General features: G+C 70.7%; 19 protein-coding genes. 14 read left to right on the top strand and 5 right to left on the bottom strand.

From position 1 onward, the window contains the following. Window positions 1-36: 36 nt before the first annotated feature. Entirely contained in the window at window positions 37-597 is a 561-nt protein-coding gene (locus OG381_RS43190) for a hypothetical protein (protein WP_327721441.1), read from the bottom strand. A 21-nt stretch (window positions 598-618) separates the two neighbouring features. Continuing rightward, window positions 619-765: a hypothetical protein gene (locus OG381_RS43185; protein ID WP_327721440.1), complete on the bottom strand. Its 147-nt coding sequence runs from the start codon at window positions 763-765 to the stop codon at window positions 619-621. Window positions 766-1007: 242 nt separating this feature from the next. Here OG381_RS43185 and ligA point away from each other — a divergent pair, with 242 nt between their 5' ends. From ligA to OG381_RS43165, 4 genes are all read left to right on the top strand, one after another. Beyond that, window positions 1008-3095: an NAD-dependent DNA ligase LigA gene (gene ligA, locus OG381_RS43180; RefSeq protein WP_327721439.1), complete on the top strand. Its 2088-nt coding sequence runs from the start codon at window positions 1008-1010 to the stop codon at window positions 3093-3095. 137 nt (window positions 3096-3232) lie between these two features. Continuing rightward, on the top strand, window positions 3233-3706 hold the full coding sequence (locus tag OG381_RS43175) for a hypothetical protein (protein ID WP_327721437.1): 474 nt from the start codon (window positions 3233-3235) through the stop codon (window positions 3704-3706). A gap of 108 nt (window positions 3707-3814) precedes the next feature. After that, complete coding sequence (locus tag OG381_RS43170; RefSeq protein WP_327721435.1) at window positions 3815-4165, top strand: hypothetical protein; 351 nt, start codon at window positions 3815-3817, stop codon at window positions 4163-4165. Window positions 4166-4367: 202 nt separating this feature from the next. Continuing rightward, window positions 4368-5786 (top strand): DEAD/DEAH box helicase, encoded by a 1419-nt coding sequence (locus OG381_RS43165; RefSeq protein WP_327721434.1) that lies wholly within the window; start codon window positions 4368-4370, stop codon window positions 5784-5786. Window positions 5787-5863: 77 nt separating this feature from the next. Here OG381_RS43165 and OG381_RS43160 read toward each other — a convergent pair whose 3' ends face one another. Continuing rightward, window positions 5864-6028 carry a hypothetical protein gene (locus OG381_RS43160; protein ID WP_327721433.1) on the bottom strand — a complete coding sequence of 55 codons (165 nt, stop codon included), beginning with the start codon at window positions 6026-6028 and terminating at the stop codon, window positions 5864-5866. Window positions 6029-6529: 501 nt separating this feature from the next. Here OG381_RS43160 and OG381_RS49725 point away from each other — a divergent pair. Both OG381_RS49725 and OG381_RS43150 read left to right on the top strand, forming a co-directional pair. After that, window positions 6530-6763, top strand: a complete 234-nt coding sequence (locus OG381_RS49725) for a methyltransferase (RefSeq protein ID WP_443061985.1) — start codon at window positions 6530-6532, stop codon at window positions 6761-6763. A gap of 168 nt (window positions 6764-6931) precedes the next feature. Next, window positions 6932-7702: a polysaccharide deacetylase family protein gene (locus tag OG381_RS43150; RefSeq protein ID WP_327721431.1), complete on the top strand. Its 771-nt coding sequence runs from the start codon at window positions 6932-6934 to the stop codon at window positions 7700-7702. Between the two features lie 69 nt (window positions 7703-7771). Here the strand turns inward: OG381_RS43150 and OG381_RS43145 are convergent, their stop codons facing one another. Both OG381_RS43145 and OG381_RS43140 read right to left on the bottom strand, forming a co-directional pair. After that, window positions 7772-7975: a cold-shock protein gene (locus OG381_RS43145; RefSeq protein ID WP_037751662.1), complete on the bottom strand. Its 204-nt coding sequence runs from the start codon at window positions 7973-7975 to the stop codon at window positions 7772-7774. Between the two features lie 384 nt (window positions 7976-8359). Beyond that, window positions 8360-8671: a ferrous iron transport protein A gene (locus OG381_RS43140; RefSeq protein WP_327721430.1), complete on the bottom strand. Its 312-nt coding sequence runs from the start codon at window positions 8669-8671 to the stop codon at window positions 8360-8362. Between the two features lie 244 nt (window positions 8672-8915). Between OG381_RS43140 and OG381_RS43135 the strand changes: the two genes are divergently transcribed. The 8 genes from OG381_RS43135 (at window position 8916) to OG381_RS43100 (ending at window position 22388) form a co-directional block, all read left to right on the top strand. Then, on the top strand, window positions 8916-10571 hold the full coding sequence (locus OG381_RS43135) for a phosphodiester glycosidase family protein (protein WP_327721429.1): 1656 nt from the start codon (window positions 8916-8918) through the stop codon (window positions 10569-10571). A 207-nt stretch (window positions 10572-10778) separates the two neighbouring features. After that, complete coding sequence (locus tag OG381_RS43130) at window positions 10779-12008, top strand: Cmx/CmrA family chloramphenicol efflux MFS transporter (protein ID WP_327721428.1); 1230 nt, start codon at window positions 10779-10781, stop codon at window positions 12006-12008. A gap of 70 nt (window positions 12009-12078) precedes the next feature. After that, window positions 12079-12657 carry a dihydrofolate reductase family protein gene (locus tag OG381_RS43125; RefSeq protein WP_327721427.1) on the top strand — a complete coding sequence of 193 codons (579 nt, stop codon included), beginning with the start codon at window positions 12079-12081 and terminating at the stop codon, window positions 12655-12657. Between the two features lie 94 nt (window positions 12658-12751). Next, window positions 12752-13246: an NUDIX hydrolase gene (locus OG381_RS43120; RefSeq protein WP_327721426.1), complete on the top strand. Its 495-nt coding sequence runs from the start codon at window positions 12752-12754 to the stop codon at window positions 13244-13246. Between the two features lie 57 nt (window positions 13247-13303). Then, entirely contained in the window at window positions 13304-14113 is an 810-nt protein-coding gene (locus OG381_RS43115) for a leucine-rich repeat domain-containing protein (RefSeq protein WP_327721425.1), read from the top strand. Window positions 14114-14341: 228 nt separating this feature from the next. Continuing rightward, window positions 14342-16288: a DUF1996 domain-containing protein gene (locus OG381_RS43110; protein ID WP_327721424.1), complete on the top strand. Its 1947-nt coding sequence runs from the start codon at window positions 14342-14344 to the stop codon at window positions 16286-16288. A 332-nt stretch (window positions 16289-16620) separates the two neighbouring features. Further along, window positions 16621-17487, top strand: coding sequence for a DUF4132 domain-containing protein (locus OG381_RS43105; protein WP_327721423.1), 867 nt, complete (start codon window positions 16621-16623; stop codon window positions 17485-17487). After that, window positions 17484-22388 carry a DNA-binding protein gene (locus tag OG381_RS43100; RefSeq protein ID WP_327721422.1) on the top strand — a complete coding sequence of 1635 codons (4905 nt, stop codon included), beginning with the start codon at window positions 17484-17486 and terminating at the stop codon, window positions 22386-22388. Before OG381_RS43105 ends, OG381_RS43100 begins: the two co-directional genes overlap by 4 nt. The last annotated feature ends 96 nt before the right edge of the window (window positions 22389-22484 follow it).

Here is a 22484-nt window from a genome sequence, read left to right as displayed (position 1 = left end):
GCCCCTGCTGGACCTGGCGGGACGGGGTGCAGTGATCTATGACAGTGGGTGCCCGGACAGGCCCGTCCGGCGGACGCCCCGTGGTGAGAACGTGATGGGTCCTCTCCAGCCGTGGCGGACGAGGACGATCTGGGACGGCAGAGGGGAGACCGGATCGATCGCCCGTCCTCGTGACCAGTTCTCCAGCAGTCCCTCTGTCGTCTCGACGGCGGACACCACCATGGTCACCTTCGACTCCCCGCCGTCGCTCCAGGTGTTCCACAGGGCCCAGCCCTCAGGCCTCGGCTCCACACCGATCCGAGCGCACACCTCGTCGTACTCCTCCTCCACCCCTGCCGGCAGGACCCCGGGCTTCAGCACCGAGGCTCCGACGAGTCGGACCAGGGGCCGGTCCTCCTCCGTACAGCCATCGCCCTCGAAGTGGTAACTGCGCAGTGTCCGAGCGAGCGCGTTCACGCTGCGCTGCAGCGGTGTGGACTCTGCCGGGTCTGCCTGGAACGAAAGCCATCCTTCGTCGGATGCCTCCACTCTGACGCGATTGGCGAGGCGCTCGATCTCCCGGAGATAGTCCAACTCGCTCAGCTCGGGTGAGGTCATGACGCGAAGTTTCGCAACAGATCAGCCGGTGCCGACACTGGATATCGCGGCGCATGCGTCATCAGCTTCGCAGGCGCCTTCAACTGCCGAGGTGCAGGCCTGGCCAGCCCGGCTCAGGTCGCCGCTGACCTCGCCGACGTACAGCGTGAAGGTGTACCAGCCGATCAAAGACTGCTCATGGGCCCTCGACAGCCGCCAGTTGAGGCAAAGCCTCGCCGCCTCCAGGTGCGGCCCTCCGGAAGGTGGCGGCGCGCTGGCACCCCAGGCCGCATCGCCTCGTGATCGTTCGGCGCAGCGTGGTGCCGGCCGGCGTGACCGCCGTCCCGCCGTCCGCTCACCGACCCCGATGATCTTCCACCCGGAGCCGGGTCGCGAGGGCATTGTCAGTGGTGGCAGGCAGGATGATGGGTATGACGACACCCGTTGCACAGATCGTGGATGCCGCCGCCTACGCGCAGGCGGTCGAGGATGCGGTGAAGGCCGCGGCCGCCTACTACGAGGGCGGCACCTCAGCCCTGGACGACGACACCTACGACCGGCTGGTGCGCGGTATCGCGGCGTGGGAGGCGGAGCATCCCGATGAGGTGCTGTCCGACTCTCCGACGGGGAAGGTCGCCGGCGGGGCCGTGGAGGGGGATGTACCGCACACGGTGGCGATGCTGAGTCTGGACAACGTGTTCTCGCCGGAGGAGTTCACCACCTGGACGGCCTCGCTGGCCCGGCGCATCGGCCATGACGTCACCTGCTTCAGCGTCGAGCCGAAGCTCGACGGGCTGGCGATCGCCGCTCGCTACACCCACGGCCGTCTGAGACAGCTGATCACGCGCGGGGACGGGACCGCCGGGGAGGACGTCTCGCACGCGATCGGCACCATCGAGGGGCTCCCGGAGGAGCTGTCCGAGCCGGTCACCGTGGAGGTGCGCGGCGAGGTCCTCATGACCACGGCGCAGTTCGAGCACGCCAACGAGGTGCGCACCGCGCACGGCGGGCAGCCGTTCGCCAATCCGCGCAATGCCGCGGCGGGCACTCTGCGTGCCAAGGAGCGTGCCTACACCGTGCCGATGACCTTCTTCGGCTACGGTCTGCTCCCCCTGCCCGACACCCCGCCGGCCTTGGCGGAACAGCTCGGCGAGAGCGCCCACAGCGACCTGATGGCACAGGCCGGCGGGCTTGGCGTGAACACCACCGCGACGACCGCCGTGCCCGGCAGCACCGCCGACACCGTCGAGGAGGTCCTGGCGCGCGTGCAGGAGATCGCGGCACTCCGGGCGGAGCTGCCCTTCGGGATCGACGGGGTCGTCATCAAGGCCGACCTGGCCATCGACCAGCGGACCGCCGGATCCGGGACGCGCGCCCCGCGCTGGGCGATCGCCTACAAGCTCCCCGCCGTGGAGAAGGTCACCCGGCTGCTCGAAGTCGAGTGGAACGTGGGCCGCACCGGCATCATCGCGCCCCGCGCGGTCCTGGAACCGGTGGAGATCGACGGCTCCACCATCACCTACGCCACCCTGCACAACCCCGCCGACATCACCCGCCGCGACCTGCGCCTGGGCGACCACGTCATGGTCTACCGCGCCGGCGACGTCATCCCCCGCATCGAAGCCCCCGTCGCCCACCTGCGCACCGGCGACGAACAGCCGATCGTCTTCCCCGAGGTCTGTCCGCGCTGCGGCTCCGCCATCGACACCAGCGAACAGCGCTGGCGCTGCGAGAACGGCCGCAACTGCCACCTCGTCGCATCCCTGTCCTACGCCGCCGGCCGCGACCAGCTCGACATCGAAGGCCTCGGCCACACCCGCGTCGTCCAGCTCGTCGACGCCGGCCTGGTCGCCGACCTCGCCGACCTGTTCACCCTCACCCGAGACCAACTCCTGGCCCTTGAACGGATGGGCGACACGAGCACCGACAACCTCCTTGCCGCGCTGACCACGGCCAAGAGCCAGCCGCTGTCGCGAGTGCTCTGCGCGCTCGGGGTACGCGGCACCGGCCGGTCCATGTCCCGCCGTATCGCCCGCTACTTCGCCACCATGGACAACATCCGGGCCGCCGACGCCGAAGCGATGCAGCGGGTCGACGGTATCGGCACCGAGAAAGCCCCCTCCATCGTCGCCGAACTCGCCGAGCTCGCCCCGCTCATCGACAAGCTCGCCGCGGCCGGGGTGAACATGACCGAACCGGGCGCCACCCCGCCCGTCCCGGTGGACGAGAACAGCGCTGGGGCCGACGGCGAGGTCGAAGGAGCTGAGTTGCCGCTGGCCGGGATGGCCGTCGTGGTCACCGGATCCATGACCGGCGCGCTGGAGAAGCTCTCCCGCAACGAGATGAACGAGCTCATCGAACGCGCCGGCGGCCGTGCCTCCTCCAGCGTCTCCAAGAAGACCTCCCTGGTCGTCGCCGGAGACGGCGCCGGCTCCAAGCGAGCCAAAGCCGAAGACCTCGGCATCCGCCTGGCCAGCCCAGACGAATTCGCCACGCTCATCGCCGACTTCCTCAACTGACCGACACCTGGAGCCGCGGCCGGCCTCCCCCGTCCAGCCGCGGCGCCGCCCCCAAATACAGGGCGCGCTGCCGGAGCCGGGCCTGTACCAGGTGCCGTCGTACCGACATGTCAGAGGCGGCAAGTAGCCTGCGAATCATGGGCATTGAGATCGACGTAGTGGTGGGTTACCCGATCAACGACGAGGTGGAGCGGGTGCTCGGGTTGGCCGAGGCTGTCGATGAACCCATCACCGTCACGTTCATGTGGGAGGGGCACGAAAAGGCGGAACGCGTGGTGCTGGTGCCCGCGGCCAAGCTGGCGCTCTGGGAGCACTGGGCCCCTACGGCGTACACGCCGAGCGGCGCTGGGGAAGCGGACCAGGCTGTGGCGGAGGAGCCGGAGCTGGCCCACCCGGCGGAGTTCGGTGCGTTCACTCTTTTTCGTCGTCGCGTGGGCGGGCGTACGGCGGTTGCCCGTAAGGGCGTGGTGGTCGCCGAGCTTCTGGACCCCGACGAGGCGCATTGGCTCCAGGAGAAGGTCCGTAACGTCCGCCAAGGGTTCATGGATCCGAAGCAGAAGGCGGCGTTCGAGGAGTTCCTTGCCCGACAGGCATCCCTCGATGATCAGTGAGGCGCCCTCGCCCTCGCCCTCGAACACGGTCCGGCGGAAGCCGGGTGCGATCCTGCCGGTATGAACGATCTCGGTGACGCGCACCTACGCACTTTGACGGTGCGGTTGATGACTCTCGTCGCAGCCGACGCCCACGATCAGCTTTCCTGGCTGGGCGAGCGTGAGCTGGAGACGGAGTCCATCGTCGAAGAGTTGGAGCTCTTCTGCCGCGTCGCCGAAGGGCTGGCAGAGCGCGGAGTCTTCGAACCCCAGGAGCTGCGCGATCTTCGCGCCGTCGGCCGTCGCCTCGGCGAGATCGATGCCGCCTCCCGCACCGGCCTCTGGACCGACGCCCTGACAGCTGCGGATCCGGCGTGGGGCGAGATACGTCTTCTCGCCCGCCAGTTCCTCCTCACGGCGCTGGGCGACTGGCGTCAGCCGATGCCACGTCCCGTGCGCCCCCACACAGGCCACGGCTGAGTGCCACATCGGCGAACAGATTAAACGAACACTTGTTCCCCCTCGCCGCTGAAAGCGACCGCCGTGATGCCCGGGGCCCGGACCAGCGGGCCGCTGGACGTCCGCTGGTAAAATGGGGGCACGCTTCGACATCGCCGGGGCCCGTGCCAAGGGGTACGGGCCCCGGACCGTTCCGGGGCGCCACTTCAGGAAGGTTCCCCTCATGAACGCGAAGCCGTCGACCCGTGGACGTTCCCGTGCTGGTACACCGCAGCGGGCGACAGGGGTGCAGGGCGACCTTTCGACGCCGAAGACGGTGTCGCCGGGCCTGCCCGCGGCCGCGTCCTTCGAGGCACTCGAGCTGCCGTCGGAGCTGAGGAAGGCGATGACGGGTCTCGGGGTGACGGAACCGTTCCCGATCCAGGCAGCCACTTTGCCCAACGCGCTGGCCGGCCGCGATGTCCTCGGCCGGGCACAAACCGGCTCCGGCAAGACGCTGGCCTTCGGGCTGGCGCTCCTCGTCCGAACCGCGGGCCTGCGAGCTGAGTCGAAGCGCCCGCTCGCGCTGGTCCTGGTGCCGACCCGGGAACTCGCGCAACAGGTGAGCGACGCGCTGACGCCGTACGCGCAGACCCTCAAGGTGCGACTGACGACGGCGGTCGGCGGGCTGTCGATCAACCGGCAGCAGGCCGCTCTGCGGGACGGAGCCGAGGTGGTCGTCGCGACGCCGGGGCGACTGGCCGACCTCGTGTCACGCCGGGACTGCCTCCTGAATCATGTGCGGATCACCGTGCTGGACGAGGCGGACCAGATGTGCGACCTGGGCTTCCTGCCGCAGGTCACGGAAATCCTGGACCAGATGCCCACCGACGGGCAGCGCCTGCTCTTCTCCGCCACACTCGACCGCAACGTCGACCAGCTGGTGCGCGACTACCTCCACGACCCGGTCCTCGCATCCGTCGACCCGGCGGCGGCCTCGGTCACCACGATGGAACACCACCAGCTCAACATCCACCCCGCCGACAAGTACGCGACCGCGACCGAGATCGCCGCGCGGGACGGCCGGGTCCTGATGTTCCTGGACACCAAGGCCGCAGTGGACCAGTTCACCCGTCATCTCCGGGCCAGCGGCGTACGGGCCGGGGCCCTGCACAGCGGAAAGTCGCAGCCTCAGCGCATGCACACCCTGAGCCAGTTCAGGAGCGGCGAGATCACCGTCCTGGTGGCCACCAATGTCGCCGCGCGAGGCATTCACATCGACACGCTCGACCTCGTCGTCAACGTCGATCCGCCCGCCGACGGCAAGGACTACCTGCACCGCGGCGGGCGTACGGCACGCGCCGGCGAGTCCGGGACCGTGGTCACCCTGGTCACACCCAACCAACGACGTGATGTGAACCGGATGATGTCCGAGGCCGGGATCCGGCCGACGGTCACCCAGGTGCGCTCCGGCGAGGCGCAACTGACCGCCATCACCGGTGCGAAGCGCCCGCCGACGGCGACGAAGTCCACCACCGGCAACATCCCCTTCCGCGGCATCGGCGACCGTACGGGCCGCCCCGCGAAGGAGTCCCGCAAAGCCGCCGATGCCCGCAAGGCCGCGGAAGCCCGCGCGGCGGCCCGGGTGCGCAAGAGCCGCTGACGGCGGTGTGGTTGGTCGGGCGTTGAACGTCGTACGAACTACGAGCATTGCGGAGCGGACCCTCGATACGAAACCGCTCAGCGGTCGGCGGCGCGTGAACGTCTGCGTCGCCGCAGCGGTGCTGTCCCCCACACCGTCAGCCCGACGAGGGAAACGATCAACGCCCCTCCGATGACCATGGGGACGGCGGCTATCAGAGCGAAGTTCAGCAGAAGCTCCGCCCAGGTCGGCTCCTCGCCCATCGTGCTCCCACCCTGTGCCATACACGCCAGGACGCCCCCGGGAGTCGATCAGTTCCAGGTGTCCGGCACGGCCTGCGCCACTGCTGACTCGGCCGAGAGCAAGCCGACCGAATGTCCGCTACGAACCCTTCTGTGACCGCCAATCCATCGGCGCAGGGAATCATCCATGCACCGCAACACCAGCACCACTCCCAACCCCCGCGCACCACAACCGAGTTCTCGCTGCGGCCGCTGGCCCAGCTCTACGGCGGCCCGTTCTACGACTCCTTCGCCGGACTGACGTACTCCTGCCCGTACCGGTGGGCCAAGGCCTCGCGCCCGGTGCGCACGGGCAACCGGGCGATGGCCGCGCGCGGAGATGTTCATGCCGGTTCCGGCACTGGTGGACTTCTCCGGTGCGCGGCGCGTCGTCGACGTCGGCGGCGGAAACGGCGCCCTGCTCACGCGAGTCCTGCGGACACACGGGCATCTGGAGGGTTTCTCCGGCGGTGCGCGCGGGCGATGCGGGCCGGAACCGAACTGCTGGTCGTGGAGCGGGTGTTGCCCCAGGACGAGGGGGTGCCGTCGCTTGCGGTGGCCTGGGACTTCCATATGTTGTGCGACGTGGGCGGCAGGAAGCGGACCGAGGAACACTACGAGCGGCTGCCGGCGGAAGCGGGCTTCGAGGTGACGGCCTGCCATGGTCTGCCCCTGGGCGGCTCTCTGATCCACGTCGTGAGAGGTGCCGCGATGTGACGTCTCCCTGCGTCTGGTTCCGGCTGCTGCTCGCCGTGTTGTCCGTGAACTCCCCCGGAATTGTCCTTGATCGGTAACAGACGCATCCCGGGGGCGCCGGCCATCGTCCTGCTTGGTGTCGCATGGCGACGCGGGATCAGCGAGGAACTGTTGGAAGGCGGGGCGGACATGGCGCAGCACGGCGGCGGGCGGGGCTGGTACGGCAAGGTCGTCGGGGCCGCTCTCGGTGTGACGGTGCTGGCCGCCGGTGCCTCGGCGTGGTCGGCGCAAGCCGGCGCCGTGGACGGCTCGTCGCCGCGGGCGGAGAGTTCCGCCACGCCGGGCAGTGCCAAGCCCGTGTCGGTGACCATCGCGCATGCCTCGGACAAGGGCGCGCGCGGCGTCAACATCACCATCGACGACGGTCCCGACCCCGTGTGGACGCCCCAGATGCTCGACGTACTGCGGGAGTACGGGGTGAAGGCCACCTTCTGCATGGTCGGTACCCAGGCGCAGGCCCACCCGGACCTCGTGAAGCAGGTGGTCGCGGCCGGGCACCGGCTGTGCGACCACTCGGTGGCGCACGACACCGCCATGGACACCAAGCCCCAGGCGTACCAGTCGCAGCAGATCCTCGACGCCCAACGGATGATCACCGAGGCGTCCGGGGGCGTACGGCCGATGTACTACCGGGCTCCCGGTGGCGCGTTCACGCCCTACAGCCGCAAGCTCGCCGCCTCCCGGGGCATGCGCCCGCTGGGCTGGAACGTGGACACCAAGGACTTCGAACGGCCGGGCGCCGACGCCATCGTCGCCACCGTCCAGCGGGAGCTGCCCAACGGACCGACGCTCCTCTTCCACGACGCGGGCGGCGACCGCTCCCAGACCGTCGAGGCGCTGCGCCGGGTCCTGCCCTGGCTCAAGACCCAGGGCTACTCCTTCGGCTTCCCGGTGCGCTGAACCCCGGCAGCCGTGAAACGGTTCGGGCCCGCGAGTTCGACTCGCGGGCCCGAAACGCTGCCTTCAGAACTAGGCGGGGGTGATGTTCTCCGCCTGCGGGCCCTTCTGGCCCTGGGTGATGTCGAAGGTCACCGCCTGGCCTTCCTGGAGCTCACGGAAGCCGGAGGCGTTGATGTTGGAGTAGTGAGCGAAGACGTCCGGTCCGCCGCCGTCCTGGGCGATGAAGCCGAAGCCCTTCTCCGCGTTGAACCACTTGACGGTTCCGCTGGCCATGCTGGTACCTCTCAATAGACGTCAGAACCGCACCTCGCGGTCCTGAAGGTGCTCGCCCTGGTCCGGTACTGCACAGCAAAGCGCCCGCGCCTAAGCGCGGGCAGGTACTGCGAACCACGACAGCTGACAGTGACGCTACACCGCGGAAAGGACGATCACCAGAGAGCAACAACGGCGAACCACACCAAGCTGGTTGGAAAAATGTCTCAAGAGCTTCGTTCTGCCGCATTCCACGGTGCGGGATTGTTCAAAATGGTACGGAAAGGCCGGCCTCTCGCAGCCTGAGCAGGCTCTGCCCATGCACTCCGCGACCGAGGCTCCATCGGCTCTCATGCCTTCGAGCAGCGGTCGCCTACGCAGTGGTTGTCAGCGGCTGGGAAGTCCCTACGCGTCGGCAGCGGGCCCGGTCCTCAGATACCGGCCCCAGATCTGGGCCTTGCGGTAGGGGCCGTCTCCGTCGCTGTCGTACTGCGGGGTGTCGAAGGTGACCCAGTACAGCAACTCGCCACTGAGCGCCTGGGCATGTTCGTTGGGCTCGGGCGCGCAGGTGGTGTCGATCGTTCCGGGAAACTCGGCCTGCCAGGGGCCGTCCCAGTCCGAGGCGCGAACCACCGTGACCCGGCTGCCGGGCGGCAATGCACCGGTCGGCCATGTCTGACCCACATCGGCAGGACCGGGGTCGGAAGCTTCTTTCATGGCGCCCACCCTGCCCGCACCGTCTCCGAGACGCCACAGGTGACCCCTCGACACCCTGCGTCCGGGGCCTGTCTCGAGGCACGCGAGACGTCTCGATCCGGTCCTTCTCGGTCTCCCGGATATCAGCGAGGCTTTCCCTGCTCATGCCCGCGTCTTCACGCAACGGCCTTCGCGCGGAACTGTGATGACGGGTGCGGTGCCCAGGTGCCGTCGCCCACCGCACGGGCCAGAGGTCAGGAGAGGTATGTCTGTGATTGCCGAGACACCCGGACGCACAGCACACCGTGGACAACACAGGACCGTACGCAGCTTCGCGCTGGGGACCGCGCTCGCCCTGATCGCGTTCGCTCCACCGGCGGCCGCAAGCGAGCGGGACAGTTCGGTCGGCGATGGTGCCATCTCGTGGACCACGCAGTACGTGGCGCCCGGAGTCGAGGTCCGTACCGGGGTGTTGAGCGCCCCGGAGGCCGTCGGCGTCTGGACGGTCACGGTTCAGGCGCCCGCGGTCAACCGCCTGACCGGGGCGGCCACATGGGCGCCGCTCGGTGACCGGTCCTGGGCCGACACCACCGCCGAGAAGTTGCGGGCGGACGGATTCGCGCCGCGCCTGGAGCGGGTGACCTGGGACGCGTATGCGGACACCCCGCGCGGCACGATGGGGTGGCAGGTCAGGGTCGGTCAGTACGGCACCCAGGCCGAGGCCCGTACGCTCAACTCGGCGGTGTCGGCGGCTGGTTTCCGTACGTCCGTGGAGTGGACGGGGTACGACGGGCGGCAGCGCGCCGACGCGGAGCGCATCCACGTGGCCGTGATCGATCCGGGCCGGCTGCGGGGCACCGTCGAGGTCAGTGACGGCGGCAATACGGCCGACCGCGAGAAGACCTCGGCAGTGGCCGCTCGGCTGGGGTCCCTGGTGGGTGTCAACGGCGGATTCTTCGTCACTTCCGATGCAGACGGCGTACAGGGCACGACCGCCGGACTGTCGGTGGTGGACGGCGAGTTGCAGTCGATGGCGGTCGGCTCGCGCGCCGCGCTGGTTCTCGAGGACGGAGGTCGGCACGTGCGTGTCGCGGATCTGTCCACCACCGTCACCGTGCGCGCCGGTTCCGCCGTCCACGCGGTGCAGGGCATCAATCGGGTGCCGGGCAAGGTGCGCAACTGCGGCCGTCCCGGCGCCGTACCCACCGAACTGCCCCGGCAGGACCTCACGTGTTCCCTGCCGGACGACCTGGTGAAGTTCACCGAGTCGTTCGGGGCGCCGCTGCCCACGGGCGCCGGTGTCCAGGTCGTGTTGGACGAGCACGATGTCGTCGTCTCCCGTGGCGACCGGGGCGGTTCCGTGCCCGCCGAGGGCTCCGTCCTCCAGGGCACCGGGGCAGCGGCCGCCTGGCTGACCGAGAACGCCGAGGTGGGCCGACGGCTGCACCTGCGCGAGCTCGTGCGGGACGCCGCGGGACGGCAGTTGCGCCTCGGTCCCGACGACGACGTCGTCAGCGCGGCACCCACCCTCGTCGAGAACGGCCGCATCCACATCGACGCCGCTACCGAGGGCACGCTGGACCCGCTCGACCTCTCCTTCGGGTTCGCCTGGTCCAACGTCCGCCAGCCCCGCACGCTGGCCGGCGTCGACCGGCAGGGCAGGCTGCTGCTGGTGACCGTCGACGGACGGCAGCCCGGCGTCAGCGAAGGTTTCACACTCGCCGAGGCCGCGCGGTTCATGCGCACCCTAGGCGCCGTCCAGGCCCTCAACCTCGACGGCGGCGGCTCCAGCGCGATGGCCGTCGACGGAGCCCTGGTCAACGTGCCGTCGGACGCGACCGGCGAGCGAGCCGTCGGCGACACCGTCCAGATCCTGCCGCGTGCGACTGGGTCCGCTTCCGCTGAAACCGAGGTGCCCTGACCGGCATCGGTCGAGTAGCGTGCGGGCCATGTCGAGTCCTGAGTCAGACACGGTGGGGGCTTTCGGTCACGCCGTCAGCCCCCTGAACCACTGAGCTCATAGCCCTGCCGTCGCACCGCGTCCCGCGGTGGGACGCGAGCGCTCCTGAGGGCCGGCCGCGGTGACGAGATGCCCCTCTCGTGCTTGTCCTCACCTCGGAGCCACTCGATGCCACTCCCCCTGTATCTGCTTGCCGTGGCGGTCTTCGCCATGGGCACCTCGGAGTTCATGCTCGCCGGCCTCTTGCCGGACATCGCGTCGGATCTCGATATCAGCGTCGCCACGGCAGGCGTACTCACCTCCGCCTTCGCCATCGGCATGGTCGTCGGCGCCCCTCTTGTCGCCACGCTTGCCCGCACCTGGCCCAGGCGCTCCACTCTTCTCAGTTTCGTCCTCACCTTCGCGGCAGCTCACGCCGTGGGCGCCGTCACCACGAGCTTCCCGGTCCTGTTCACCACCCGGGTCGTCGCCGCGCTCGCGAACGCAGGGTTCCTCGCCGTCGCGCTGACGACCGCCGCCACGCTCGTCCCACCCGACAAGAAGGGACGCGCACTGGCCGTGCTGCTGTCGGGCACGACGGTGGCCACGATCGCCGGTGTCCCCGGTGGGTCGGTACTCGGCACGCTGCTCGGCTGGCGAGCCACGTTCTGGGCGGTCGCCGCCCTCTGCCTGCCCGCAGCCATCGGCATCCTGAAAGGGACCCCGAGGGGACGAGAGAATGGTGGGGCGAGCGGCGGCCCAGCCTTGCGTACGGAACTCGCCCTCCTCGCACAGCCGAGGTTGATTCTGGTGATGCTGCTCGGCGCACTGGTGAACGCGGCGACCTTCGCCGGCTTCACCTTCCTGGCACCCGTCGTGACCGACTCCGCCGGGCTGAGTGACCTGTGGGTGTCCGTCGCCCTGGTCCTCTTCGGCCTCGGCTCCTTCGCCGGGGTCACGGTCGCCGGCCGTCTGTCCGACCGGCAGCCCGGCTCGGTCATCGCGGTCGGTGGTCCGCTGCTGCTCATCGGCTGGCCTGCCCTGGCGGTACTGGCCGACGAGCCGGTCGCCCTGCTCACCCTCGTGTTCGTACAGGGCGCCTTGTCGTTCGCGCTGGGCAGCACTCTGATCACACGGGTCCTCTACGAGGCTGCGGGAGCCCCCACCATGGCCGGCTCGTACGCGACGGCGGCACTCAACGTCGGCGCCACCGTCGGACCCCTCATCGCCGCATCCACGCTCAGCAGTCCGGCCGGGGTTCTCGGACCGCCGTGGTCGAGCGGACTCATGGTCGCTGTCGCGCTGCTGATCGCGTTCCCCTTGCGCGGGGTGATCGCGGCCGGCCGGAACACCTTGCCTCGATCACTCGATCAGGCCAAGGGTGGCGCCCAGGGCAGGGGAACGGTTCAAGAGCGATGAGTCTCGCCGTGATCTCCGGTCTCCATCCCCGACACACGATCAATCGCACCCCGTCCTCAAGGAGAGCATCGTGACCGCTACCTACACCTTCGACGTCTTCTCCAGCCTCGACGGCTACGGCGCCGCCGGCGGCAACTGGACCGGCTACTGGGGCAAGCAGGGCCCCGAACTCCTCGACCACCGCCTCGCCCTGTACAGCGAGGAGCAGCGGATGGTGTTCGGAGCGAACACGTATCAGGCGTTCGCGCGCATGCTGGCCGCGAGCACCGAGGAGTCCGACGTGCGTGACCCATGGGTGACGCGCATGAGGAACCTGCCCGCCACGGTGGTGTCGACCACCCTGGAAGGCCCCCTCGACTGGCCGGACGCGAATGTCGCGAGCGGTGACGCCGTCGACGTCGTCGCCCGGCTCAAGGAAGAGTCCGAGGTGCCGTTGCGCTCGCACGGCAGCCTGTCGATGAACCGGGCACTGATGGCCGCCGGTCTCGTCGACCGGGTCCAGGTGACCCTCTTCCCCGTGATCACCGGTCAGACCGGGGCGGACGCGATCTTCCAGGGGGCGGCCGACTTCGACCTCGAACTCATCGAGCACCGGACGCTCGACAGCCACATCCAGGAGCTCGTCTACCGGCCCACCTTGCATGTCTGAGCCCATACCCGTGAGTCGCGGTCGAGGCGGAGCGGGTGGTGACGGGTGGCCCAGGCCTTGAACGGCGTTTCGAGCACCGCATAACGTCAGGGCGGTGGGGACATCACATCGATCCGCCGCCCGGGTCATCTGTCTTGACGCCGCCCATCGCGTGCTTCTTCTGCGCTGGCGTGATCCGTTCGACGGGAGACTTCTCTGGGAGCCGCCCGGTGGCGGCATCGAGCCGGGCGAGACCCCACTGGCGGCTGCGCGTCGCGAACTGGCCGAGGAAACCGGCCTCGACCCGGCTGCCGTGCTTGACCGGTCGTTGCCGGTCGACCGTGATGTGCGGTGGAACGGCAAGCGGTACACCGGCACGGAACTCTTCTTTCTCGCGCAGTACGCCGAGGAGCGGCCACCACTCGTACGGACCGGTCTGCTCCCCGACGAGGCGGCCAGTCTGGACACTCATGCCTGGATCGCATGGTCGGATCTGGACTCGCAGCCGGAGCCGGTCGAGCCGCCGCAATTGTTGTCCGTGCTCGGCGACTTGATGCCGGAGGGCCCGTGGCGTGAGTCGGTCGAAGGCCCGCGCCAGGGCACCTGCTGACCGTACGGGCCCGGTAATCGTTGGGTGGGCCCGCGGGGTCCCTCGTATGTTGGCGCCATGACGGACGAGAGAGAGCCGACGCTCTATGTGAACCGCTGGGGCGACACGTCGACGCCGGGCCGAGGCGGGCCGGGGCCCTCCACGGACAGCTGCTCGTGCTTCGACGGCTCCAAGCCTCACCCACGCGCCAGGGTCGGGTTCCACAGCGAACGTCAGGACACCTCCGCCCCGGGCTGGCAGCGCCTGCTGGAGCTCATCGACGAGGCCGCCGCGGACGGCCGCGAAGAGTTCCGCCCCCTGGTCGAACTCAGCCCCGAGGAGCGACGGCAGGTCGTCACCCTGCCGCCGAGCATCGCCACGCTCACCGAGGTCAGGCACCTCATGCTCTACGGCAGCAACCTGGTGCGGATTCCACCCGAGATCGGGGCCATGACCAGCCTGGAGGAGTTCACCCCGTACACCTCTTACCGGCTGCACTGGTTCCCGTACGAGATCACCCGGTGCCGCAGGCTCGTCTCCAGCACGGTCAGCACCCGCGCCCTGTTCGGCAACTACAAGCTGCGGCCGCCTTTCCCCCGTCTGCAGCCGTCCCAGGACTCCGTCACGGAGCCCGATACGGCCGACCTCGACCCCAAGCGGTGGGGAGCGACCGCCGTGCACCACTGCAGTGTCTGCGAACGGCCGGTCGGGCAGCGCGGCCTCCATCAGGTCTGGATCTCGCTCCGGGTGGCCACGGACGTGCTGCCTCTCCTGGTCAATGCCTGCTCGTCCGCGTGTGTGGCCGCCCTGCCCGATGGCGCCGAGGGCTACGTTCGCGCACCCCACAAGGGGGGCCGTGTCGATCAACCCTCCTCCGACTGGGACTGACGCGCGAAGGCACCACGACGGCGCCTCCGACATCCCCGCCGCCCCCGTCACCTGTCAAAGTGCTGTGAGTTTCCGATGCGATTGAACAGACGGGACTCACCATCCGTATGGGGCCGGGGGGCTTTATATGCCGGGACGGACGACAGGCGCAGGAGTACTTCCGTGGGACGCAGTAATCGCAGACGCCCAACAGGTGCACGACGTGCGACCTTCGCAGCCGTAGCTCTGATGTTGGGGGGTGGTGGCCTGGTGGCGGTGAATGTGTACGCCTCCGCGACCGAAGGCAGCCCCGACACGAGCCAGACGACCGACGGTGGTTGGCAGGCGGGCACGATCGACTGCCCCGACGTGGGCGACACCTTGACGAACGTGCCGGACGACGCGAGGGAAGAGGTCGACAAAGAGCTCGCCCAGCTGGATCAGCAGATAGCCGAGGCGTACCAGAAGGTGCAGGACCCCGCGGTGCGGGGTGACGAGGCCGCCGCGAGCGGGATCATGGATCCGCTGGCGGAGAACCGGGCCGCGACGATCGAGCGCATCGCCGCCGCTCTCGAACGCGCCGGGGAGCGCCCCGAGGGCCTCGACGAGCTGGCGGCGTGCACGCTGCGCCAGTCCGACGACCAGGCCGACGGGCAGGACGGATCCCAGGACGGCCAGAACGGCGAGGGCGACCAGGGTCAAGAAGGCGGCCAGGAGCAGGACGGTCAGGACCAGGGCGGCCAGCAGCAGGGCAACGGCGGCCAGTCCGGCAACGGCCCCGTCGCCGCCGACTTCGCCGACATCACCACCGCACCGCCCGCCGCACAGGCCCCGAACGCCGGAGCCGACGCCTCCCGTGGCACCTTCGCCACGAGCTGCGGCGTGAACGCGAACGGCCTGTTCAACTCGGACAACGTGATCGTGGCGCCCGGCGTGTCCAACGGCGCCCACCACTTCCACGACTACATCGGCAACCAGGCCAACAACGCCTTCGCCGACGACAACGAACTGGCCGACGGCGGCACCAGCTGCGTCGACCAGGGCGACAAGTCCTCCTACTACTGGCCGGTCCTGCGTCTGCAGAACGGCACGCAGGAGCAGGACGCGGGCGCTCCCGGCGGCGGCACCGAGGGCAACGCGGGTGAGATCGTCACGCCCAAGGACGTCACCCTCACCTTCGTCGGCAGCCCGAGCAGCAAGGTCACGGCCATGCCGCGGCTGCTGCGCATCATCACCGGCGACGCCAAGGCGTTCGTCAACGGCACCACCAACGCCAACGCGTCCTGGAGCTGCACCGGTTTCGAGGACCGCCAGTTGAAGGACAAGTACCCGGTCTGTCCCCAGGGCAGTGACGTGGTCCGCACCTTCAAGTTCCAGAGCTGCTGGGACGGTCGCAACATCGACAGCGCCAACCACCGCACCCATGTGGCGTTCGCCCAGGCCGACGGCTCCTGCCCGGCCGGTTTCCAGGCCATCCCGCAGCTGGTCCAGCGCATCGTCTACGACGTCGACGCGCCGAGCCTGCAGGATGGCGGCCGCACCGTTCCACTCTTCGCCGTGGACTCGTTCCCGGAGCAGCTGCACAAGCCCGTCACTGACCACGGTGACTTCATCAACGTCTTCGACGAGGGCCTGATGCGGGAGATGGTCGGCTGCATCAACGACGGCCGCCAGTGCGGAGCGGGCGCGGACGAAGAGCCCGGCAACGGCGACGGTGGTGACAACGGCGGCGACAACGGCAACGGCTCGGACGACGGCTCTGACAACGGTTCCGACAACGGGGCGAGCCAGGAACCGGGGTCGGGTTCCGACAACGGTTCCGAGAAGCCCGGCGGATCCGACGACGAGCCGCAGGAAGAGCCGACGCCGACCGCCGACGCACCGAGCGGTGACGCGAGCACCGCACCCGCGGAGGACGAGCCCAAGACGTACACCTCGCCCTCGACCGCCGAGAAGCCCGTCACGCAGTCCCCCGAGGCGACGTCGTACCCCCGCAACGACAGCACGCCGAGCGCGTCCGAGAGCAACTCGACCGGCGTCGAGGCGCAGCCTCCGGCCGATGCCCAGCCCGCTCCGCAGGGCGGCAACGGCAGTCTCGCCGAGACCGGAACGCAGTTGTGGCCGGCCGCTGCCGGAGCGGTCCTGCTCATCTCCGGTTTCGTTCTCCTGCGCCGCACCAGGCGCCGTTACATGTGACACCGCGGCCCGGTCGGTTCGTGGCGGCATGACACGCCGTCACGAACCGGCCCCGCCCGCACAGCACTTCAGACGCACCTTCATGCACGTGCGAACTGGCTGAAACAGCGCGCTCCCGTCCGCGACGGTGCAGCTCAGCGCCCAGCGCGCGGACCTCTGACGTAGGCGGTCGCCGCCCTTTCCGCAGACGCCCCCCGAGTCCAGGCATCGGCTCGGGGGGCCGATTGTCAGTGATCGCCGCTAACGTTCCTCACATCGTCGCACTGGCGCCGGGAAATCCCCGGCTGAACTGTGCTTTCTTCTTGCTGTCTTGGTGCGGAAGGCGGGGACTCGTGGGTTGGCTCTCGGCGGGTGACGGGTATGAAGTCGCCCTGGTGGAAGGACGGGTGGCAGCGCGTGCCACCTCGGGCCGGTCGGCGGGGCGGCAGTTGAAATCACTGCCGCGTGCGCTGCGCGACCACCCGGAGGTGGACCGGCTGCGGCGCTTCGCCGAATGGCTGGATCGGCACGCCGCGGCATGTGTCGCACAGGTCGACTCCTGGATGGTGTCGTCGCTGCCCGTGCCCACCGGCCTGCTGGCCCGGGTGTGGCCGGACGAGGCCTGGCAGTCCGCGCTGCGTGACATGGCCGTGGTGGGCGACGACCCGGAGGAGGTCGGATTCCTGCGGGGGGCCACCGAGGACGGCGAGCTGCGGGTGGTGAACCTGGACGGCGAGACGGTACGGCTGTCGCCGCGCACGGTCACCCTGCCGCACCCGGTGCTGCTCCCGGACCTCGACGACATCCGGGAGTTCGCGGCGGAGCTGGGCATTGTCCAGCGCGTCGAGCAGATCCACCGGGCGACCTGGCGGCAACCCGACGACCTCGACCCCAAGGCCACCGAGATACGGGAGTTCACGGGCGGCTCGTTCCGTTCCCGCTTCGCCCTCGCCGCTCGGGCGAGTTCGCTGGGCTACCGCGTCTCCGGGGGCTACTCCACCGCTCGGGTCCGCGACGGCGGGCGCACCGTGGAGGCCTGCGTGTGGATCGGTGAGCCGTACTGGGAGGACACGGTGGAGACCGGCAGCCTCACCTGGCAGGACCAGGACGGGCGTGCCCTGCCGCTGCGGGAGGTGGGACCGGTGGCCTGGTCCGAGGGGATGCGGATGGCCGCGGCTCTCTATGCCGGGCGCGTGATCGAGGAAGGCAAGAACGCATGAGCGGGGGGACGCAGGTGTCGTACGAGGAACTGCTGACGGCGGGCGCGGTGCTGCCGCCGGACACCGAGGGGGGCGGCGAGCGCGCGGTGCCGCTGACGGCGCGCGCCTACCGCCATCCGGGCCTCGACGACCGTGTGGTGGTGCGGCTGGTCGCCGGTGAACTCGGGACGGCCGAGGATCTCGCCGCCGGGTTCCTCGGCCTGGAGCCGGACGGCGAGCCTGCCGTCGTGGGGCTGGGGCTGCGTCAGTCGTTGGGCTTTCCCGAGTGGGTGCTGGTGCATCACCCCGAGGACGGCCACCACGCTTTGGGGGTCGTACCGGATCTGGAGCGGGCGGCTCGACAGGCGAAGTCCCGTCCGAAGGCCGCCCTGGACGCCTATCTGGAACTCGGTCAGCGGCTGGCCGCGTCGGTCCCGCATTTCCTGCCGACGTTCTACGAGCAGGCAGGACGGGTGTTCCTGGCCGAGGAGAACGCCACCTACGCCGCCCAGTTGTTCACCCGGGCCCGCAAGGCCGAGGCGGAGCACGGGCTGACGGTGGAGGAGGAGCGTCTGGACGCGGTGTTCCTGGAGTTCGCGCTGGCCGGAGCCCTTCCGGTCAAGGTGCTGTCGGCGTACGGCAAGGAGCTGGCCGCCCGGGTACCGGCCGATGAGGCGCTGCGCCGCTTCACCCGGCTGTGCCTGCGCCGCACCGCGGGCGGTCTGCCGCCGTCCGCGCAGATGGCGAACGACCTGCGCAAGCTCGCCCGTGCCGCGGACCAGGACGCCGACCGTGCCGAGCAGGACTATCTGGCCGAGCTGCTCGGCCTGCCGGCGACGCTGCGTGCCGCGGCCGGCTGGTGGAAGGGCCACCATGCCGCCCTGGTGGCGCTGGCCGAACGGGACCGACGTGTGCGCGGCATCCTCCTGGACATGCTCCCCGCCAGTGCCGACAGCGCGATGCCCGCGATGTGGCTGGAGGTGCTGGAGTCGTCCGGCGCGACGGCGGGGCTGTGGGACGACTCCCTGCCCGCGGAGGAGCGCCCGGGCAACGGCACGGCGGGCTGGCTGGAGCGCTTCCTGACGTTCCGGGAGCGGGCCCGCTCCTGGCGCGCCTCCACCCGGATGCCGGAGCTGTACCCGCTGGTGGAGCGGATGGCGCCCGGCCTTCGTGCCGAACTCGCGGCCTCCGGCGGCGCGTTGAAGGTGCTGCACGACATCGACCTGATCGATCTGCTGCTGTCCCTGGACGTGCCGGTGGCCACCCCGGACAAGGACGAGGCCCTGCCGCTGACGGCGTGGGCCGTGGGCGAGGGCCAGCGGGACCTGGTGCTGTTCGGTGCCGACTCCCGTTTCCGGGACGCCTTCCTGCGGGGCGCGGAGCGCTTCCACAACAACGACCAGGGGCTGCGGGCCATCCGTCTGCTGTCGGTGTCGCCCGGCGCCCGCCCCTGGCTGGCGGAGTGGGTCGGCACGGTCGTGCGACGGTTCACCGCGGTCGGGCTGCCCGGCCTGCCCAACGCGCTGACCCGGCTCGGCTGGCTCCCCGCCGAGGCCCTGGCGCTGGCCGAGGACGACGTCCGCGCCGCGGTCGGCACCGACCTCGCACCCGTGCTGGCGCGCACCCTGCGCGCCGGGCTCTTCGACGAACTGGGCTGGCCGGCCTGGGAGGAGGCGACCGCCGCCCTGGTCCCCAAGGACCGGGTCGAGGACATCATCGTCGCCGACGCCTGGCCCCACCTCGTCGTCGCCGGCAACGCCCAGGCGCGGGTCATCGGCGCCGACGGCACCCTGCTCACCCACGACCTGCGACTGCCCGCGAACGACGTGTCGGGCGACCCGGGGTTCCATCACGTGGACGGCGAACTGCTCGTCTACTGGAACTCCCGCAAGGACGGCCTGCGCGGCTACTGGCACCCCCGTGCCGACCGCGTCGAGTCCCTCAAGGGACCGCACGCCACCCGGGGCACCGAGATGGACTGGTACCGGGCCGACTTCCCGATCACCCTGCCCCTGCCGGACGGCGGCCGGACCACCGGACGCGGCGTCCTGCACGCCGGGGACACCACCCTGCCCGAGGAGCGGCCGCTGCTCTTCGACGGCTCCTCCTACTGGGTGTGGCACGCGGACTCCGAGGACCGCGAGGCGCACGGCTGGTACGAGTACGACCCGGCCACGAACGAGCGCGGTCGCATGAGCCGCCCCGCCTTCCTGGCCGACGCCCTGCGCGACGCCCCCGAGGGCAGCAGCTTCGCGGGCGGCCGGCTGCGCCCCTCCCCCACCGCCGACCCCACCTCGGCCTGCGCTCCCGTGGGCGGCCTCGTCGGCCTGCGGGTCGTGGAACTGCCCGACGGCTCACGGCGCGCCGAAAACCTCGCCGGACACACCGTCACCCTGCCCGCCGAGGCCGGCAATCCGAGCGCGCTCCTCGTCTTCCCGGGCGCCGAGCGGGCCACCGCCGTCGTCCGCAACAACTGGCAACTCGAACTGGTCGACGCGGACGGCACCGTCACCTCCTGGGCCAAGACCGACCGCGCCCCCGGCGACTTCGGCGAGGGCACCCTGCTGCTGCCGCCCGTGCAGTACTGGGAGTGCCTGACACCGCGCGACCCGGAAGGGTCCAAGGCGCTGCGGAACATCGACCGGGACACGGCCGCGGCGCTGCTGGCCGCCGCGGCGAGCGCCGACAAGAAGGCGCTGCCCGACGCGATCGGCACCCTCCTTCCGGTCACCCACGAAGCCCTCGTGACGGGCATCGCCGGAGTCGCCCGCTACGCCGCGGCGCAGCAGGCCGTGCTGGACGCCGCGGCCGCTCGGCTCACCCGCGCCCTCGAAGGCGACCTGGAGGACGAGGGACCCGCCGGACCGGCGGACAGCATCCTCTCTGCGGCGACGAGCGGACTCGGCACCTCCAGGGGTTACTGGTGGAACGGCGACGACGAGGCCGACACCGTCTTCCGCTCCCTGCGTGTCCTCGCCCGGGCCGCCGGACTCTCCGGGACAGCCCTGCCCGACCGGCCGGACGTCCGGCTCCACCTCGACGGTCACCCGCTGCCCGTCGGACAGCCGGACCTGGAGTCGCTGCTCGATCGAGCGGCCGCACTGGCCTACCGCGCGGCGTCCGGCACCACCACCGAGGAGCACCGCGAGGTGCTGCGCACGCTGCTCGCCGAGTTCGACCGCCTCGGGCTGGGCCCCGCCGCGTCCGACCGCTGGCGCAAGATGAGCCTGCACGTGCCCGCGGCCCCGCTGCGCACTTCCGCGGGCCAATGGCGCGACGGCTCGTGGAACGGGCTGCTCCCGCTGGCCGACGGCGCGTTCCTCGCCGTCACCGGACGCCGTCTGCTGGAGGACGACGGCGGTACGTTCACCGGCTACTTCCACGACCCGTCCGGACGGTTCGAGACGCCGCAGCCGTACAAGGTGCTGACGTCGGAGCCGCTCGGCGAGGACCCCGACACGGGACGGCTGGGCAGGTTCCTCGCCGAGCTGGCCGAGCGCGGACCGGCCCCCTGGTTCCCGGAGGCCGCCGAGGAGTTCGCCCGCCTCACCGGGGTGACCGAGACGATGGCCCGGCTGATCGTGGCCGGTCTGCCGGGCATCGACGTCTACGAGCGGAGCTTCCTGAGCACCGAGGCACGCACCCTCATCGGGGTGAAGGTCGCCCCGGCGGCGGTCGCCAAGGACGAGCTGAGCGCCGTCGACGGCACGGTGCGTGCCGCGGTCGTGGGCGCGCTCGTGCCCGCCGAACCCGCCCGGCTGTGGACCGAGGGCCCGGACGTGGCCGCGGCCGCCGCGGTGTGGAACGCCAGGGTCGGCAAGCGGGTCGCCGTGCCCGAGGAACTGCTCGGCGACGCGGGCCGCACCTTCAGACACGCGTCCTGGCCGGTCCGGCGGGCGCTGCCCGAACTGCTGGACCCGGCCGGCTCTCCCCGGCTCAGCCGGGATCTGGAGTGGGCGGTCAAGGGCGACCGGGTCCGGCCCGTCGGTGACGACGCGGACGGGTTCACGGCGGAGACGCTGGTCGGCGCGGTCGGTCTCACGGCCTGGCTGGCCCACCGGCTGCCGGCCGGCGACCCGGTGCGGGCCGCGCTGCCGCCGGTCCTCACCGCCGTGCGGGAACGCCTCGCCCACCCCGGGCTGATGCTCGACCTGGGGCGCTACATCAGCCTCCCCGACTTCCGGAAGACCGCCGGAGCCCCCACGGAGACCGGCCCTGGCTTCGAACGGTACGGCGCCGTCGTCCTGGCAACCCATGACGACCAGCCCGCTCCGGGTGTGCGGGTCGCTCTCCTCGACGAGGCGGGCCAGGACCCGTACCTGCCCGCCGTGCGCGTCGACAACCAGCGGCCCTACACCGCCGAAGTGGCCCTGCGTCTGGTCCGCGACCAGCGGTTCGCGGCATTGCTCGCGGACCCCGGGGAGCCGCTCGCGGGCGACCGGGGCAAGGACGGCACCTGGTGGCCGCAGGACCCGAGCCGTTCGGTGCCCGACCTGGTGACCGAGGCGGCCAAGGAGTACGGCCTCGGCGAGGACGCCGCCACGCTGTATCTGATGCTGCTCGCCATGCCCGACCCGACCGACCGTCTGACGGCCCGGTGGACGGGCTGGAAGCCGGCCCGGCTCAAGGCGGCACGCGCCGAACTGGCCGCCACCGACCTCGTGGTCGAGGCCAGCAGGACCCGCGCCGGACGCTCGCTCTTCCTGCCGGGCGGCTGGGTCTCGCAGTCGTCGCCGCGCGTGCCGCTGGAGCGCTGGAAGCTGCCGCTGTTCGCCGACGTGACCGACGACCACGCGCCGTTCGGCGTGATCGTGCCCTTCGAGCCGGCCTCGGAGCTCTACCGCAGGGCGTGGCAGCGCGTGCGGGAGGGCGACGCTCCCCGGTTCGAGGAGCTGAAGGTACGGCGGGCCCGCCGCCGCTGACGTGACGAGGCCCGGGGCGCCGCCGAGCGGCGGCGCTCCGATCCCCCCACCTCTGTCTCCCCCACGCCCCGACACAGACCGATCCACCGAGCAAGG

This window comes from Streptomyces sp. NBC_00490 (genome assembly GCF_036013645.1).
Classification (GTDB): domain Bacteria; phylum Actinomycetota; class Actinomycetes; order Streptomycetales; family Streptomycetaceae; genus Streptomyces; species Streptomyces canus_F.
Note: the sequence above shows the minus strand (reverse complement) of the source record. Positions and strands in the feature narration are given on the sequence as shown.